Genomic DNA, 16396 nt, shown 5'->3' with positions numbered 1-16396 from the left:
TTCCTGCATGGCAGGACCGGTGCCCGCGGGAGATGCTCCGATCATCCTCGTAGAGGCTCTCGAACATACCTACGGGGGCTTCAAAGCGGTGGACGGGATCAGTTTCTCCGTCAAAAAGGGTGAAATCTTCTCGTTTCTGGGGCCGAACGGTGCCGGGAAGAGTACGGCCATCAATGTCCTGATCACGCTTCTTGCCCTCCAGAACGGGAAGGCAACGATAGCCGGGCACGACGTGAAAACCGACCCGCAGAAGATCCGTGAATCCATCGGGATCGTATTCCAGGATATTACGCTCGACCGGGATATGACCGTCTGGGAGATCCTGGAGTTCCACGGGCGGCTGTATGGCATGCCACTTGCGGAGCGCCGGGAACGGATCGAAGAACTGCTGAACCTGGTCCAGCTCGATGCGAAACGGAACGAACTGACCAAGAAACTCTCCGGCGGGATGAAGCGCCGGCTCGAGATCGCCCGCGGGCTGATGACCCGTCCCCTCGTCCTCTTCCTGGACGAACCGACCATCGGGCTTGACCCGCAGACCCGGATGCGGATGTGGGAGTATATCCGTAGCGTGAACCGCGAGGGCACGACCATCTTTTTGACAACGCATTACATGGACGAGGCAGACCAGCTCTCGGACCGGATCAGCATCATTGACCACGGGAAGATCATCATCACGGGGACTCCCTGGCAGCTGAAGAACACGCTCGGGCAGGACCTGATCTACCTTGAGACTAGCGACAACCCGGCCGCCCGCCGGCTGCTCGAATCCCTCCCCTCCGTGCGGGAGATCACGGAGAAGAAACAGGGGATTGTCCTGATGGTGAACGAGGACGGGACCCGGCTCCTGCCCGGTGTCATCGACACGTTGCGGGAAGCGGGCATTGCGATCACCACCATCAACCTGAAGAAACCGACCATGGACGATGTCTTTGTCTTTTACACGGGAAAAGAGATCCGCGACGAGGGGCAGCAGCCGGCGCGGGGCGGGTTTTTGCGGGCAGCGAGGCACTGAACATGCAGGACGGCTTTTTAACCATCTACTGGCGGGACATGATCCGGTTCGTCCGGTTCAAGTCCCTGCTTGTCTCCTCACTCCTCCAGCCGGCGCTCTGGCTCGCCTTCTTTGGCATTGCCATGGCAAGCAACTTCGACGCGGTGATGGCAGGCATGCCCGTTCCGGAGGGGGCAAAAGCTGTGGGGTACCTCACGTTCATGGGCTGCGGCATCATCGCGATGACCACGCTGTTCACAAGCCTCTTCTCGGGGATCGTGATCCTGTTCGACAAGAACTGGGGCCTCATGCGGGAGATCCTGGCAAGCCCGGTGAGCCGGAACCATATCGTTGCCGGCATCGCCCTTTCCGGCGTGACCAAGTCCTTTATCCAGGCCGTCATCATCATGGGCTTCGGTGTCCTGATCGGCGCTGCGTTCTTTGCCGGCTTCACACCCCTCCGGATCGTGATCGGCATTGCCGGGGTCCTTCTGTTTGTCGCCCTGTTCGCTCTCGGTTTCCTCTTCCTCTCGGCAGCGATTGCCATTTCCATGGAAAGCCCGGAGGGGCTCCAGGGTGTCATGACGCTTCTTACCATGCCGATCTTTTTTGCAAGCAATGCCCTCTACCCGATTGACAACTTCCCCGAAGTGCTCCGGATCGTTTCTGCATACAACCCGATGACCCTGCTCATCAACGGTATCCGTTACTTCGCGATCGGCCCGGATTTTTATGCTCTCGGCCACCACTATGCTTTTACGCAGGCGGATATCCTGCTCTCGTTCCTGGGCCTTGTCCTTTTTACTGCAATCATGTTTGCCCTTGCCTGGTGGAGGTTCCGGAACGCGGTAGTGATCTGAGGGTTACAGTTCTCCTTTGGGGAATGCATCAGGGTTTGCCGCTGCTGCCCGCATCCCAGCACTCCATGCCGGCAGTGTCGTCATGGAGCCGGGAATGGCTGGTACCGTAGGCAAAATACATGATGAGGCCGATTGCGAGCCAGAGGACAAACCGGAGATGGGTCACCAGAGGGAGCATGATGATCAGGACTGAGCAGAAGATGATGCACAGAACGGGAATGAGCGGAACAAGGGGGCACCGGAACGGGCGGTCGATCTCCGGCCGCGTCCTCCTCAGGACGATTATCCCCACGGAGACAATGATGAATGCCGCCAGCGTCCCGATGTTGACCAGTTCCGCAATGGCCTGGAGCGGGAGGAAACCCGCGATGAGGGATGTTGCAATGCCGACAAGCAGGGTTGCCCTGACAGGAGTACGGTACACCGGATGCAGGTTCCGGAACATGCCCGGCAGGAGCCCGTCGCGGGACATGGCAAAGAAGATCCGGGTCTGGCCGTACATCAGGACAATGAGCACCGAAGTGATACCGCAGATGGCCCCGACTGCAACAAGGGCAGAGCCCCAGCTGATCCCGATCTCCCCGAGTGCAAATGCAACGGGAGCCGAGGTTCCGGCAAACTGGTAGTACGGGACAATGCCGGTCAGGACGACAGAGACGGCGAGATAGAGAACCGTGGCGATGAGTAAGGACCCGATGATGCCGATGGGGACGTTCCTCTGCGGGTCTTTCACCTCTTCGGCTGCCGTGGATACGGCATCGAACCCGATATAGGCAAAAAAGACGATTGCAGCACCGGTGATAACGCCGCCCCACCCAAAGGGCATGAACGGGCTCCAGTTGGCCGGGTTGATGTGCGAGAACGCGAGGAACAGGAAGAGGAGGATCACGCTGATCTTGATGATGACAACGGCAGTATTGACACGGGCGCTCTCTTTCACACCAAGCACAAGCAGCCCGGTTATCACAAGGATGATGAGGATCGCCGGGAGGTTGAGGATCCCGCCGTCAGTACCGGGCGGACCGGCCAGTGCGGCCGGCAGGGCGATTCCGGCGCTGGACAGGATGTTCTCCATGTACCCGGACCAGCCGACGGCAACTGCTGCAATTGAGACGGAATACTCGAGGATCAGGTCCCAGCCGATGATCCAGGCCCAGATCTCCCCGAGCGAGGCATAGCCGTAGGTATAGGCGCTTCCGGCAACCGGGACCATTGCGGCGAATTCGGCATAGCAGAGCGCTGCAAAAGCGCAGGCAATGCCGGAGATGATGAAGGAGAGCACCAGCGCCGGCCCGGAGTAGTTCGCGGCAACGACTCCCGTGATGACGAATATCCCGGTGCCGATGATCGCCCCGATCCCAAGGAGCGTGAGCTCGAGTGGCGAGAGGACCTTTTTCAGCCCGCCCGGCCCCCGGGTACATTCCATCAGCTTGCTGATGGGTTTGGTCTCTGAGATCGAAGCAAACCGGGCACGGAGGGAGGGGATGTCCATGGTTCTGAACGATGAGTGATTGCCGTGGAAGGTTAAAAGTGCTGACGCTTTTCCTGCTCCGGGCCCATACCGAATGGGTCCTGTTGGTTTTCCCGGGAAGACCTATACTCTTTTCCGCCCTCCGCTCCAATACTGATGACCAGTACACCAGAGCATGCTCCATGAAGGAAGAGTCGCTGATTTCCCGTGAACGATTAACGGAGATCGCCGGCACCACCGGCCTCTCCTCTGATCGTGTCGAAACGATGCGCACAGAGTACGGCGCAAACATGATGACACCCCCGGTGCGGGATCCGCTCTGGAAGCAGTACCTGGAGAAGTTCGACGACCCCATCATCCGCATCCTGCTCTTTGCCGTTGCCATCTCCACGGTCGTTTCGCTCATCCAGGGGAGCGGTCTCCTTGATACCGTGGGCATCATTGCCGCGATCCTCCTCTCCACCGGAATTGCCTTCTTCAACGAGTACCGGAGCAGCCGGGAGTTCGATGTCTTAAATGCCCACCGGGACGAGATCGCGATCAAGGTAGTCCGCGACGGACATCCCGTCCAGGTCGCGTCCCGTGACATCGTTGTCGGCGACCTCATTCTCCTCGAAGCCGGGGACGCGGTCCCTGCCGACGGCTGGGTCCTTGCATCGGATGGCCTGGTTGTTGACGAATCCGCATTCACCGGAGAGAGCGAGCCGGTAAAAAAAGGCGAACGGGAACGGGTATTAAAGGGCACTTTCGTCACGGCCGGTAAAGGCCGGGTCCTCGCGGGCGCGGTTGGCGACCGGGCCGAGATGGGCGTGATCGCCGCGTCCCTCGGGATCGACCATGCCACCCGGACCCCGCTTGAGATAAAACTCGAGGAGCTTGCCGGCGTGATCAGCAAATTCGGGTACGCGATGGCCATCCTCATCTGTGTCACGCTGTTTGCCCGGGGCGTACTGACCGGTGACGTGAGCGGGTTCAACCTCGATACCGCCAACCATATCCTGCATTACTTCATGCTCGCGGTCGTTATCGTGGTCGCGGCCGTTCCCGAAGGCCTGCCGATGAGCGTGGCCCTCTCGCTCTCCCTTGCCATGCGGAAGATGACCCGGGCCAACTGCCTGGTGCGAAGGCTCATTGCCTGCGAGACGATCGGGTCTTCCACCACCATCTGCACCGACAAGACCGGGACGCTGACAAAGAACCAGATGCTCGTTGCCGAATCCTCTGCCGGCAACCCTGTCAAGCCCGAAGCGCTCCCGAAAACCCCCATCGGGTGGATAACCCTCAACGCGGCCATCAACGGGACCGCGTACCTCGACACCCATGACGGGAAAACCATCGTGATCGGCAACTCCACGGAGGGGGCGCTCCTCCGCTGGCTGAAGGAATACGGCCTTGACTATGCGCAGATCCGGGCAGAGATGCACGAGACAAAGCAGTACCTCTTCGATGGAAACCGGAAACGGATGTCAACGGTTGTGGAGATCAACGGGAAGCAGTTTCTCCTGGTCAAGGGTGCACCGGAGATCCTCGCCGGTCTCTGCGTGGAGGCGCCGGACCTTTCCGGGGTCATGGCGCTTGCGAAGCGTGCGATGCGGACGCTGGCCTTTGCCCACAAGGAGATCGTGAACGGTGACGAGAGCGAGACGAACCTTGTCTGGGACGGGTTCGTGGGGATCCGGGACCAGCTCCGCGACAATATCGGGGACTCGGTTGCAACCTGCCAGAATGCGGGGATCCGTGTCCGGATGGTGACCGGGGACAACCCGGAGACCGCCCGTGCCATTGCCGTGGAGTCCGGTATCCACAAGGGCGGGACCGTTGTGACCGGTCCGGCCTTCCGGGCGCTCTCTCCTGACGAGCAGGTCACGGCTGCCCGGAATCTCGACATCATGGCCCGGGCCCAGCCCATGGACAAGCTGCTCCTTGTCCAGGCGCTCCAGAAGTCCGGGGATGTCGTAGCCGTGACCGGTGACGGGACGAACGATGCACCTGCGCTCAAGCATGCCAATGTCGGCTTTGCCATGGGCATTGCGGGGACTGAGGTAGCCCGCGAAGCAAGCGACATCATCCTGCTCGACGACTCGTTTGCCTCCATCACGCAGGCGGTCTGGTGGGGGAGGTCGCTCTATGAGAACATCCAGCGTTTCCTCCTCTTCCAGCTGACCATCAACTTCTGCGCCTGCCTCCTTGTCTTCATCGCCCCGCTTCTCGGGTATCCCGAGCCCTTCACCATCATCCAGATCCTCTGGATCAACATCATCATGGACACCCTTGCCGCGTTCGCCCTCTGCTCGGAAGCCCCGCATGCAGGGCTGCTGAAACGCCAGCCCGTCCCGCAGGATGCAACAATCATCACGCCGTTCATGTGGCTCTCGATCCTTGTCACGGGAGCCTTCCTGATCATCGGGGGTCTCCTCCAGCTGGCAACCGGTTTCCTTGGCGGATCAACGCCGGAAGAGATCACGACGGTCTTCTTCTCGGCCTTCATTGTGGCCGCGATCTGGAATGGCGTTAACTGCCGCGCCCTTGACGGGAAGATGCCGCCCTTTTTCAAGGGAAATCCCCTGTTCTTCCTGATTATGGGAATGGTCCTGCTCCTCCAGATCGTGCTGGTCCAGTTTGGGGGAAGCGTCTTTGCAACCGTGCCGCTGTCGGCAATGCAGTGGCTGACGATCATCATTGCATCGGCATCGGTTCTTGTTGTCGGGTTTTTGCTCCGGGTGGTTTACCAGTACGTGAAAGCCTCCCGGAATGATACATCTGCGTAACCGGGGAGAGTGTGCGGGCAGAAGGGCCCCTCCCGCACTCTTGTCTGGCAGAAACGATCTGCACGGGATGAAAATGGATGGGCACCTGTGCCCGCACAAAAGAGGATTATGCTTTTTTTCCGGCAACGAATTTGATCAGCCGGTGCAGTTCGGCAAATTCCAGGTCGGGATTGCCGCCACGGTGGAGGTAATGATCGGCCCCGCAGTCCAGCGTTGTCCGGATATCGGAACTGAGGGAATAGCCGGTATACAGGATGATGAACGAGGCGCACCCGTCGCTTCTGAGTTTCCTGATAAGATCGGTGCCATTCATCCCGGGCATGCGCCAGTCAGCAATGATCACGTCGTAGGGGGTCCGGGTGACTTTCGTGATGGCTTCGGCAGCGGTACTTGTGGTATCCACCGCATTCGCCGGGTCATCCTCGAGGTCGAGCCGGATTATATCAAGGATGTCCTTATCATCGTCGACAAGCAGGATTCTGGGCATTGCATTTTCCTGACGTAGTATACAGTACATCAGTTGCAGAAAAGTCGTATTTATGCGTTGTTTTTTTATTGCCGGTCGGTTATACGGGGAAAAGGTGGTGTCCGGGTCGGCCGGTCAGGCAGTGCCGGGAACAAAACGGTAATAGGTTTCCGGGACTTTCACCTCAAACCGGGCTCCCTTCCCGAACTCACCATTCTCGGCAAGGGTGATGCCTGTCAGGGAGAGGATCTCGCGTGCGATAAAGAGTTCGCGGCTCCCGGATCCCTCGCTTTTCAGTTCAAAGATACCTTCTTTCTCCTCGGGCCGGTACCCGGGCCCGTTGTTCTCGAAGATGATGAGAAGCTTTCCCTCGCTGACCCGGTAGCTGACCCGGATCTCCAGGTTTTGGTCTTCATTCTCGAGCGACCGTTCGAGGAGCCGGTCGAGAACATGCTCCAACTTGCTGTCTGCATAGATCTCCACGCGGGGCAGGTCTATCCATATCCGGGCAGGGGTTTCTGCGTACTTGCCGGCTACAGCAGAGATCAATGTGGAGACGTCCTGCCATTCGGGGGGATCGATACCCATGTCCTTGAAGTCCCGCGTCAGGTTGATCTCTGTCCTGATCGCCTTTGCGGCCTGCTCCTGGTGACCGAGATAGTCAAGGAGCCTTGGATCGGTTACCGCTTTTTTTGTCCTGCCAAGGTAGGCAAGAAGGACGGTGATCTTGTTCTGGATATCGTGCCTTGCGATGCTTGAGTAGACATTGAGTTTCTTGTTGGCCTCTTTGAGCGCCTGGTCCATCCGGATCCGTTCTGAAAGGTTGCGGGATGAACAGTACACGAATTCCCTGCCCCGGTATTCGAAATACGTGAGCCGCACATCTGCGGGAACGCGTCCCCCGTCCTTTTTCACCAGGTGCGTCTCGCGGGAGACCTGTCCCCCGCTCTTCAGCTCCTGCCAGAGCCGGTCCCATTCTTCCGGTGAGTATCCCCCGACAATATCGCCAAAGAAATTTTCGATGAGCCCGGACTTTTCATAGAGCAGGTCCGTTGCCGCACCATCGTTCGCGTACCGGATCCGCCCGTTCTGGCCGATCCAGAAGACCATGTCGGTTGCCTTGTCCATGGCGAACTGCGCAAGGAGAAGCTGCTCCTCTATCCGCTCCCGCTCGGCAATCTCTGCATAGAGCTGGCGGTTTATGCCCCGCAGTTCTTCTGTCCGCTGGACGATCGATTCTTCGAGCGTCTCATGGGCTTTTTTCAGTTTCTGGGCTGTTATGGCCTGTTCGGTGATGTCAATGCCAAACGAGCTGATGGTGTCCAGCTCGCCGCGGGAGTTGAAGAGAGCACGGTCCTGCCACCGCTGGTGTCGGAGCTCCCCGTTTGCCATGACAGCCTTGTACTCGATCGTCCCTACGGGATATTTCACGCTAAGACTGGCAAGGTGTTCCTGGATCCGCACATTGTCCTCGGGCGATACGAGAGGCTTGAAGGGGCGGCCGACCAGTTCTTCCCGGCTCTTCCCGACGGCACGGCAGTAGGTCTCGTTCACGTAAAGGGTGATGCCTTCTGCGGTTCGCCGGACAACGTATTCCATCTCATCGTCAATCAGTGCCAGGAGATCATCGGGGGGATGGCTTCTCTTCGGGAGTTCATAGTTCTGATTTTCCGGGTCAGCGATGACGGATACGCCGGGCCTGCCATCCTGGAAGACAACCGGAATCATGACAAGGGTTACTGGTACGATCCGGTCACCCTGCCGGATCTGCGCCCGGGCCCGCTGCTCTGAACCTTTCAGGGCGGTTCTGAAAAGATTCTGGAGCGTGGTCCCGTCCGGCAGATTGAGCGGGACCATTTCCGATGACTGCCGTATCAACTGGTCTGCGGTTATACCGGCAAGGGTGCAGAACTCATGGTTTGCATCATTGATCATCCCGTCCATGTCAACGACAAAATAGGGGTGGGAACAGACTTTCTTCAGCGAGAGTGCAGGGATACGTTCGGTCAGATAGAATACCTTGGAGGTTCCCCGCTTCCGCCCGTCAACTGCCCCCTGGATCTGGAGGATCTCCATGTACTTGGCAACGGTATTTCTGTTGATATCCAGCCTGGTGGATATATCCGTGATGCTCATCCCCTCCCTTTTTGTTGCCAGCAGCTCACGGATTCTATGGATATCCTGTTGAAACTCCTCCATCGCACTCCCCGTTAATTATTCTGTTCTTCAAGGTATCGTATAAATCCTTCGAATCCGCCGTGCGTATATGCTATGCAAATAAGATCCTTTATCAAGGTCTTTTAGCACAAATCCCTGTGTTGCACTAAAACGCATGGCAAAATACCGCCCTTCGGACAGGTGCTGAACAAAGGAGTTACGGAATGGAAGACTCGTCTAGGAATCCATCGGAAACAGGATCGCCGACCACAATTGCCGGGCTGAGAAACGGCCTGGAGGAACAGCAGGAGATACTCAACCGGTTGTCCCAGAAACTGGACGACTACTTTGCACTCAGGGGATTTGGGAAGAACGAGTGAAGGATGCGAGGTGAACAGCCATGATGTCAACGGATATGAAGATGCGGAGCCCCGCGGGGTTCTGGCGTGAAATGCCGATCGTGATCGGCGCAGCGTCGTCTGATGCCAACCGCGCCCGTCTCCTGTACGTCTGGCTGCGCTCAACAGGCATGGATGAGATGGATGAGATCAGGGGAATGTGGTGATTAAGATGGAATCAGATGAAGGGAAACACGAGATAAGGATTATTGACACAACGGGAAACCCGGCGCCGCTGGGGCTCCTGGCATTCGGCATGACCACCGTCATGTTGAACCTGCACAATGCAGGACTCTTCGCACTGGGATCGATGATCTTCGCAATGGGCATCTTCTACGGGGGTATTGCCCAGATCATTGCGGGGATCATGGAATGGAAGAAGAACAATACGTTCGGTACCCTGGCCTTCATATCGTACGGGTTCTTCTGGATATCGCTCGTCGGCCTGATCGTGATGCCGAAACTCGGGATGTCGGATGTCTTTGGCAAGATGGACTTCCTGGCATTCCTCGGGATATGGGGGCTGTTCTCGTTCGTGATGTGGATCATCACCTGGAGGATTGGTATGGCGCTGAACGTGGTATTCGGCCTGCTCGTGCTGCTGTTCCTGCTCCTCATCATCGGGAATGCGACTGGCAACATCCTGATCCTCACGATCGCAGGGATTGAGGGGATCATCTGCGGGCTCTCCGCAATGTATGCCGGCCTCGGGCAGGTCATGAACGAAGTCTACAAGGAGAAGGTTATCAACCTCGGGTGATGGAAATGCTGGAATTAAAAGAACTTATGGAAATGTTTGAAGACAATCCGCTGTCGCAGGTGGTTGTTGATGCCGAATTGCGAATTGTCCTGGTAAACACGGCATTCGAAAAGATGGTCGGGTACAGCAAAGATCGGCTTATTGGGATGAAGTTCACGGATTTCAAGGACAAATCCATGGTCAAGTATCTCAAGAACACCGGGGAATCCGTTGGTGAGGCACTTACTACCCGGAAGCGGACTGTTGGCCAGAGCACTCTTGAGACACCTTCCGGCAGTTATGTTGTTGTCCGGACAAACATGCCGTTCCTTGACGAGAAAGGGAATGTCAAGTACATCTACGTTACCTATAACGATATCACGAAGACGGTGAAAAACGGGGAATACGTGGCCAATGAAGTTAATGAGCTGGCTAAGATCTACGAAATTATGGCGCAGGGCGACCTTACACAACGGTATACTCTCACCAAACCTGATGCTGATACCCAGGAGAACTATGAGCTGCTGGTCAAGCTTCGCGATGCAGTCCGCGGTATTGTCGGGGCACTCCAGAAGAACATCGGCGATGTCAACAAGCAGATGCTGAACCTGACTTCAACGGCTGACAACGCGACGAGGAGCGTAGAGGATGCATCCAAGAGTGTGAACCAGATCGCGAAGAATACCGGCATCGTCTCCGAGAATGCCCAGAAATCTTCGGAAGGCATTGAACAGATGTCGAAGGCTATGCAGGACATGAGCGCCGCGGTGGAAGAGATCACCTCGAGCATGGAGAGCGTCTCGGCACAGGCAAACAATGCAAAGGATTCCGCAAAGAGCGGTGCGATCCTCGCTGAGAACGTCAACAAGGATATGATGGAGATCACAACATCTGCAAGCGCAACCTACGAGGTCATCAAGGACATCGAGAAACAGATGACCGATATCGGCAAGATTATCGTGCTGATCCGCGACCTTGCCAGCCAGACGAACCTGCTGGCCCTCAATGCTGCGATCGAGGCGGCGCGGGCGGGAGAGCATGGAAGAGGATTTGCCGTTGTCGCATCGGAAGTGAAATCCCTGGCCCAGGAGTCCCGTTCGAGTGCCGAGAAGATCGAAGAGATGATCACCCAGCTCAACATTGTGACCAAAAAGGCCGCAGATGGCATGGAAAGTGCCCAGAATCTGGTCAAGAAGGGGGCCGCCGGGGCGCAGCAGGCGCTTGAAGCATTCAGGACGATCCAGAAAGCAGCCGAGACCGTTGCCAACAGTGCCTCCGAAGTTGCCGCTGCCACCGAAGAGCAGGCGGCAACCACAGAGGAGATCACGGCAAGCGTTCACGAGGTGGCAGGCCTCATCGAGCGGACGGCCAAGGAAGCAGGCGATACTGCTGCCGCCACGGAGGAATCAGCTGCGGCTATCGACGAGATCACCAGGATGGTCCATACCGTGAACGAAGTTGCCGTCCAGGCAATGGACGCCAACAAGAAATTCAAGGTGTGAAATGGGGGAATTGCCCATGTCAGCAAAGGCAAGCGAACCTGTTGCAGCGGCAAAAAATCCCGTTTCCCCTGAGAAGAGGTATGACTCGATCCAGGTGGTGGAGTTCGTGCTCGGGAACGAGCATTTCGCCATCGATCTGTTCGATGTAAAAGAGGTCGTGGAATACACGACCATAACAAAGCTTCCCAATGTCCCCTCCTATGTGAAGGGGATCATCGACCTGCGGGGCGAGATCACGATGATCATCGACCTGAAGCACCGGCTGAATATCACCGATGAGAATGCCCAGTCCCTGGAATCCTCACGGATTATCGTGCTCGACGACAAAGTGGCCAAATCGAAGATTGGTATCCTTGTCGATGACGTGACCTCGGTCTCGACGTTCGAGGGTAACCAGGTGGATCATACGTCGGCCTCCGTGAGCAAGGAGGAAACCTCCATCATCGGGATCATCAAACGGAAGGTCAAGGTCAAGGAAAAGGAGATCAACGAGTTGATCATCTGGATCGACATCAAACAGCTGCTCGGGGATATCGACGCAACGCTGTAATGCGCAGAAAAATCCGGGTATGCTCTCCTGGCAATCCAGGAGAGATCTTTTTTTCCGGTTTCAGGCCGGGGATGTCAGGATGAGGACATAGATCATCAGGAACGCGAGGATCACTGCCCCGGCAAGGACGATGATGAGCTTGTAATCCGAATTCTTTTCCCCTGCTTTTTTGTTCTTTTCAAATGTTTTCGGTCGTTTCTTATGTATGGCCATTGCCGCTCCTGAATGAATTGCGTGATCAGGGTAAGCGATTCATCGCCATAAACATACCCGGTCGCGACCTGCTGCACGCGTGAAGGGCGGAGACCGCCCCCGTTCTTTAAAATCCGGGTCCGGTTCAGGAAAACCGGTAGCCCTGTGCCTGGACAAGAGCAAGCATCTCTGTTACCTGCTCTTCCTGTTTCCGGGTGAGTCTCCTGCCTTTCTGGACGAGCCGGCCCATCTTCACGATCTGCATCCGCTGCTCCTGCGTGAGCGTTCCCGAGTGGTGGGCCCACTTCAAAAGGTCAAACCACTGGGCGCGGTTGAAGGCGATTCCCGAAAACGGGATACTCCCTCCGTGGCGGCCCGTGGAGGCGGCTGTCATCTCATCGTCATCGGGCAGATCCTCATCGTCCGGTGTCTGCTCCATGGCCCCCTCCTCTTCATCGTCATCGTACGCTGTATCGTCACCGGGCAGGGGCAAGGCAGGACTCTCGTCTTCGTCCTCCTCAGTCTCCCCCGCAACTTCCTGGATGATGGAGACTTTGGGCAGCTCCTCTTCCTCTCCCTTTTCTTCTGGCTCGTCTTCAAAGAGGTCCTCGACATTTTTGATCTGCGGCCCGGGGGGGGTGGCAGTGCCCGGGATTTTTACTGCGCTCAGGGACTGCGGCTGTTTTCCGATGCTGATCGGCAGGTCAGGACCTTTTACAATCAGTTCCCTCTTCTTTGCCTTCTCGGACTCCAGTTCTCCCTCCTGCCGGGAACCGGATCGGGAGGAGCCTGCCGCCGAGCTGGCAACGAGACGCTCCTGTGCGTCCATGTGGCTTTCCCATTCATCGGCAAGTGCCGTCCGGGCATGGTCGATCTCGCTTTCAAGACTGACCACCTTCTCCTCAGCCACCTCTTTTTCCCGCGACAGCGCTGTCACCTGGCTTTTTAGTTCCCGCACCGTTGCCTGCGTCTGGTCAAGCTCCGCCTTCAGCTCCCGGATGGTGTCGGAGAGAGCGGACTCACGGCTCTTCCCGGTTGCCTCTGCCGACGAAAGCAGCCCGAGAAGACGCTCCCGTTCAGATTCGGCTGTGCGATGCTCCTGCTCCTCGTTTGCCAGGGCAGAAGTAAGGGATTCGCGTTCGGCTGCTGCCTGTTCCCGTTCGGCCGCGATCCGTTGCTTCTCTTCTCTCTCTCCCTTAAGGGACGTTTCCAGGCTGTCACGTTCCCTCAGGAGGGATTCCCGCTCCGCTCTCACCTGCACAAGTTCATCCGAAAGTGTGGCGACCTCTGTCCGGGAACTGGCATGTTCAGCACGTGCCGCGGCAAGTCCCGCCTCCATCCCCTTTGTCCCGGTTTCAGCCTGTTCGAGAGCCGCCCTGAGGGATTCCATCTGCCGTGAAGTTTCTGCACGGAGGGAACCGGCCTGGTCGAGCTCCGCCTCAAGGTCCCGTATGCGCAGGGAGGCCTCCTCAAGGGAGTGCTCTGCTGCGGATCGTGTTGCAAGGGCGGCGTCGCGGTCAGCAAGGATCCGGTCCAGTTCTCTTTTGAGGTTGTCCATCTCCACCCGCAACGCCTCATACCGGCCCTGCGCCTCCTTAACGGCTGCATCCCGCTCCTGTGCCCCTTCTGCTATCTGGTCTTCTGCAGCACGGAGTGCTTCGCCGGCCTGCGACAATGTCTCCTTTTGCCCGGCCAGTTCCTGCGTGAGTGCTGTGCTTTCAGCGACTGCCGTGTCGCGTGCGCTGGTCGCCGCGTCGAGTTCGGTCTTTAACCCTGCAATGTCCAGCTCCCGTGCCTCCAGCGTCGAGGTGACCCGGGCAAGCCTCTCCTTGAGAGCAACGATCTCTGCTGCGGAGGTTTCCCTGCTGGTTTGCAGCTCCTCTTCGGCCTTCTGCTTCCTGGTGCCGAGATCTGATACCTGCTGTTCAAGGGCACTGGCACGGCCTTTCTCCGCCTCCAGTTCATTCTCTCTTGTGGTAATGCATTCTTCGAGATTCCGGATGGCCTCCTCCTGCTCCCGGATTTTCCCTGTCAGCTCCTCACCGCTCTTCCTGTTCACATCGGTGAGTTCGGCTATCTCAATGACCAGGTTCTGCACCCGCTCTCTCTCGGAAAGGAGATCGGCCCGCAACTGCTCTCCCTCAAGGGCGAGTTCATGGGCCATCTTCTCTGCCTCCTCTTTTCTGGCAGTTGTTTCAGAGAGGAGCGTCTCTGCATCGGTCTTCTTTGCGGTTTCGAGGGCAAGCGACTCTTCTGCGGCTTTGAGATCGGCGCTCGTTGCCGCGAGATGCTCCGAGATCATGGCAATCTGCCGGCCCAGGTCACCGGTCTCCTCGGTATAGCGCTGTGCAAGCTCGGCCGCTTCACTGGTGAGCCGGTTTATCTCGCCCTCGGCGTCTGCGATATGGGACTTCCCGGCCTCGATCTCCGCTTCCAGTCGCCGGATCTCATCACGGCTCTCCTGGTTCCTCTGGTCTTTCTCCTCTCCCTCTGTCGTGAGCGTACCAATGGCCTGCTCTTTCTGGCGGAGTGTCGCGTTCAGCGCCTCGATGGATCGGGATTGATCACGGACCCGCTCCTCCAGTCTCGCGAGCGATGCCGAGAGGTTCTCCCTCTCACCGGTGATGCGGATGATGTCGCCGGAACGGTTCACCGCAATCTCGAACGAGGAAAGGAGGAACTCCAGCAGCCTGCGCCGGTCTGCGGTCACAACAAACTGGTGGTCGTCATGCTGGATCTTGAACTGGGTCTTGATCTGATCGGGGGTTGGGCGCTCTACGGGAGTAGAAAGCATTCCCCCGACCAGCGCAGCGAAATAGGATGGATCAAAAGGAGAAGAGATGAAATTGTCTGCATTACAGTCGAGAACGTGGAGGAGATCGGAGAGGTTCGATGCACTGGTCACAATAAGGACCGGGACAACCCAGAGGTCGTAATCGGCCTTTAAGGCCCGGCAGAGCTCGTAGGACTCCTGCTGGAACGTTACCGAATCGCAGATCAGGAGGTTGGGTTTTCCTGACCGCAGCGATTCGAACAATTGTTGCGCGTCGGAAAAGAAGGTTGCCCGGTAACCCAGGTTTTCCAGGTCGCGGGCCTGCAGGGGTGAACCGGTTGTACTGGTACTCAGAACGAAAATATCAATCGTATTCTCGTTCCCATCTGACAGGGAGCCGTTCATTACAATCTCTCACACGTGTGACTGGTATCACATCCAATCAGGATGCCTGATTAATAATAATATATACTGTATTATAGCATTTCTGGTCGATTGGGCCCTGCAACTGTCACGAAAATGAAAAATCCGTGCAAAAATGCAGGCGCATGGGCGGGTACGTGAGGGACGGGGCCAGATTCCTTTTCCGGAACTGTTCTGTCACCGGTTTTTTTGCTGTCCGGAATCCTCGTTCTCCCCTGCAAGCCACCAGTCGATGAGTGCCCGGGCGATACTCATCTTCCGGGGGAGTTCCGGCAGGCTGGCCCGGTCAAACCATCCCGCTGAAACGATCTCGTTGTTGTCGATCACGATCTCCCCGCCGGCATAATCCGCAACAAACCCGATCATCAGGGAGTCCGGGAACGGCCAGGGCTCGCTGCCCAGGTAGCGGATGTTCGCAATTTCGATGCCGACCTCCTCGCGGACTTCTCTTCGTACGGCCTCTTCAAGGGTCTCGCCCGGCGCGACAAAACCGGCGATGACGCTGTGGAATTTGGGAGGGAACCGGGGAGACCGGGCAAGAAGAATCTGGTCATCCTTCCGGATCAGGACGATAATTGCAGGCGACATGCGGGGGTACGTGACCTGGCCGCAGGCAGCGCAGACTTTTGCGCGCTCTTCCTTTGACTGCCGCGTCTCGCTGCCGCACAGCCCGCAGAACCGGGTTGTCCGGTCAAACGCGATGATACGCACGGCAAGGGCAGCGACCGCGAGTTCGTTATCGGGAAGGATTGCATGGAGACCGCGGATATCCGGGTAAAATACAGAGCCGGGGACTGCCGTATCCGCAGCCACTTCCATGGCATACCAGGCAACGCCGTTTTGGTGTCCTAAGTACTGTCTGTGCAGGACATCCGGGATCGCCTCTTTTTTGTCGTGGGTGTATAACAGGACGGGAGGTTCTCCGGATTGCAGGTAAACACCATTCTCCCGGACAATCACCCATTCCGCATTCTCTGGAGGCTCTGCCGGTTCCGGGTAAAGCGGTTCGAGAAATGCCGACGAGAAGACTGCGGTATGGGGAAACGATTGTTGAAAGAATCCTGTTGCCATTGCCAGACCTTCCGGAAGATTTGCCCCGGAAC

At 57.4% G+C, this 16396-nt stretch carries 14 protein-coding genes; 8 read left to right on the top strand and 6 right to left on the bottom strand.

Annotated features, from left to right (window positions below; all coding sequences use genetic code 11):
• The first annotated feature begins 7 nt into the window (after positions 1-7).
• Positions 8-1015, top strand: coding sequence for an ATP-binding cassette domain-containing protein (locus METFOR_RS11120; RefSeq protein ID WP_048111366.1), 1008 nt, complete (start codon positions 8-10; stop codon positions 1013-1015).
• 2 nt (positions 1016-1017) lie between these two features.
• Positions 1018-1854, top strand: a complete 837-nt coding sequence (locus tag METFOR_RS11115) for an ABC transporter permease (RefSeq protein ID WP_015286241.1) — start codon at positions 1018-1020, stop codon at positions 1852-1854.
• A 28-nt stretch (positions 1855-1882) separates the two neighbouring features.
• Here the strand turns inward: METFOR_RS11115 and METFOR_RS11110 are convergent, their stop codons facing one another.
• Positions 1883-3346, bottom strand: coding sequence for an amino acid permease (locus METFOR_RS11110; protein ID WP_015286240.1), 1464 nt, complete (start codon positions 3344-3346; stop codon positions 1883-1885).
• A 161-nt stretch (positions 3347-3507) separates the two neighbouring features.
• Here METFOR_RS11110 and METFOR_RS11105 point away from each other — a divergent pair, with 161 nt between their 5' ends.
• Positions 3508-6093, top strand: a complete 2586-nt coding sequence (locus METFOR_RS11105; protein ID WP_148277672.1) for a calcium-translocating P-type ATPase, PMCA-type — start codon at positions 3508-3510, stop codon at positions 6091-6093.
• Positions 6094-6199: 106 nt separating this feature from the next.
• On the opposite strand, the gene METFOR_RS11100 is transcribed toward METFOR_RS11105, so the two are convergent.
• Both METFOR_RS11100 and METFOR_RS11095 read right to left on the bottom strand, forming a co-directional pair.
• Positions 6200-6580, bottom strand: coding sequence for a response regulator (locus tag METFOR_RS11100; protein WP_015286238.1), 381 nt, complete (start codon positions 6578-6580; stop codon positions 6200-6202).
• Positions 6581-6694: 114 nt separating this feature from the next.
• The gene (locus tag METFOR_RS11095) at positions 6695-8758 is read right to left on the bottom strand and encodes a PAS domain S-box protein (protein WP_015286237.1); all 2064 of its coding nucleotides are present in this window, start codon (positions 8756-8758) and stop codon (positions 6695-6697) included.
• Between the two features lie 182 nt (positions 8759-8940).
• On the opposite strand from METFOR_RS11095, the gene METFOR_RS15635 reads away from it, so the two are divergent.
• From METFOR_RS15635 to METFOR_RS11080, 5 genes are read left to right on the top strand one after another with little or no spacing between them, the layout of a single operon-like run.
• Positions 8941-9096, top strand: a complete 156-nt coding sequence (locus METFOR_RS15635) for a hypothetical protein (protein WP_015286236.1) — start codon at positions 8941-8943, stop codon at positions 9094-9096.
• A gap of 20 nt (positions 9097-9116) precedes the next feature.
• Positions 9117-9281 carry a hypothetical protein gene (locus METFOR_RS15630; RefSeq protein ID WP_015286235.1) on the top strand — a complete coding sequence of 55 codons (165 nt, stop codon included), beginning with the start codon at positions 9117-9119 and terminating at the stop codon, positions 9279-9281.
• A gap of 5 nt (positions 9282-9286) precedes the next feature.
• A complete protein-coding gene (locus METFOR_RS11090) occupies positions 9287-9874 on the top strand; it encodes an acetate uptake transporter (protein WP_015286234.1) in 588 nt (195 codons plus the stop codon).
• A 5-nt stretch (positions 9875-9879) separates the two neighbouring features.
• Positions 9880-11355: a methyl-accepting chemotaxis protein gene (locus METFOR_RS11085; protein WP_048111362.1), complete on the top strand. Its 1476-nt coding sequence runs from the start codon at positions 9880-9882 to the stop codon at positions 11353-11355.
• Positions 11356-11371: 16 nt separating this feature from the next.
• Complete coding sequence (locus METFOR_RS11080; protein ID WP_015286232.1) at positions 11372-11905, top strand: chemotaxis protein CheW; 534 nt, start codon at positions 11372-11374, stop codon at positions 11903-11905.
• Positions 11906-11965: 60 nt separating this feature from the next.
• Here METFOR_RS11080 and METFOR_RS15625 read toward each other — a convergent pair whose 3' ends face one another.
• The 3 genes from METFOR_RS15625 to nudC all read right to left on the bottom strand — a co-directional run bounded on the left by METFOR_RS15625 (position 11966) and on the right by nudC (position 16364).
• On the bottom strand, positions 11966-12118 hold the full coding sequence (locus tag METFOR_RS15625; protein WP_015286231.1) for a hypothetical protein: 153 nt from the start codon (positions 12116-12118) through the stop codon (positions 11966-11968).
• Positions 12119-12242: 124 nt separating this feature from the next.
• A complete protein-coding gene (locus METFOR_RS11075; RefSeq protein WP_015286230.1) occupies positions 12243-15275 on the bottom strand; it encodes a response regulator in 3033 nt (1010 codons plus the stop codon).
• Between the two features lie 195 nt (positions 15276-15470).
• On the bottom strand, positions 15471-16364 hold the full coding sequence (gene nudC / locus METFOR_RS11070; RefSeq protein ID WP_015286229.1) for an NAD(+) diphosphatase: 894 nt from the start codon (positions 16362-16364) through the stop codon (positions 15471-15473).
• Positions 16365-16396 lie beyond the last annotated feature (32 nt).

Source organism: Methanoregula formicica SMSP, assembly GCF_000327485.1.
Lineage (GTDB): Archaea > Halobacteriota > Methanomicrobia > Methanomicrobiales > Methanospirillaceae > Methanoregula > Methanoregula formicica.
Note: the sequence above shows the minus strand (reverse complement) of the source record. Positions and strands in the feature narration are given on the sequence as shown.

Coding starts and splice junctions, on each gene's coding strand:
- METFOR_RS11105 (WP_148277672.1), top strand. CDS start 3,508: ATGAAGGAAGAGTCGCTGATTTCCCGTGAACGATTAACGGAGATCGCC.
- METFOR_RS11085 (WP_048111362.1), top strand. CDS start 9,880: ATGCTGGAATTAAAAGAACTTATGGAAATGTTTGAAGACAATCCGCTG.
- METFOR_RS11110 (WP_015286240.1), bottom strand. CDS start 3,346: ATGGACATCCCCTCCCTCCGTGCCCGGTTTGCTTCGATCTCAGAGACC.
- METFOR_RS11075 (WP_015286230.1), bottom strand. CDS start 15,275: ATGAACGGCTCCCTGTCAGATGGGAACGAGAATACGATTGATATTTTC.
- nudC (WP_015286229.1), bottom strand. CDS start 16,364: ATGGCAACAGGATTCTTTCAACAATCGTTTCCCCATACCGCAGTCTTC.
- METFOR_RS11115 (WP_015286241.1), top strand. CDS start 1,018: ATGCAGGACGGCTTTTTAACCATCTACTGGCGGGACATGATCCGGTTC.
- METFOR_RS11080 (WP_015286232.1), top strand. CDS start 11,372: ATGTCAGCAAAGGCAAGCGAACCTGTTGCAGCGGCAAAAAATCCCGTT.
- METFOR_RS15630 (WP_015286235.1), top strand. CDS start 9,117: ATGATGTCAACGGATATGAAGATGCGGAGCCCCGCGGGGTTCTGGCGT.
- METFOR_RS11120 (WP_048111366.1), top strand. CDS start 8: ATGGCAGGACCGGTGCCCGCGGGAGATGCTCCGATCATCCTCGTAGAG.
- METFOR_RS11100 (WP_015286238.1), bottom strand. CDS start 6,580: ATGCCCAGAATCCTGCTTGTCGACGATGATAAGGACATCCTTGATATA.
- METFOR_RS11095 (WP_015286237.1), bottom strand. CDS start 8,758: ATGGAGGAGTTTCAACAGGATATCCATAGAATCCGTGAGCTGCTGGCA.
- METFOR_RS15635 (WP_015286236.1), top strand. CDS start 8,941: ATGGAAGACTCGTCTAGGAATCCATCGGAAACAGGATCGCCGACCACA.
- METFOR_RS15625 (WP_015286231.1), bottom strand. CDS start 12,118: ATGGCCATACATAAGAAACGACCGAAAACATTTGAAAAGAACAAAAAA.
- METFOR_RS11090 (WP_015286234.1), top strand. CDS start 9,287: ATGGAATCAGATGAAGGGAAACACGAGATAAGGATTATTGACACAACG.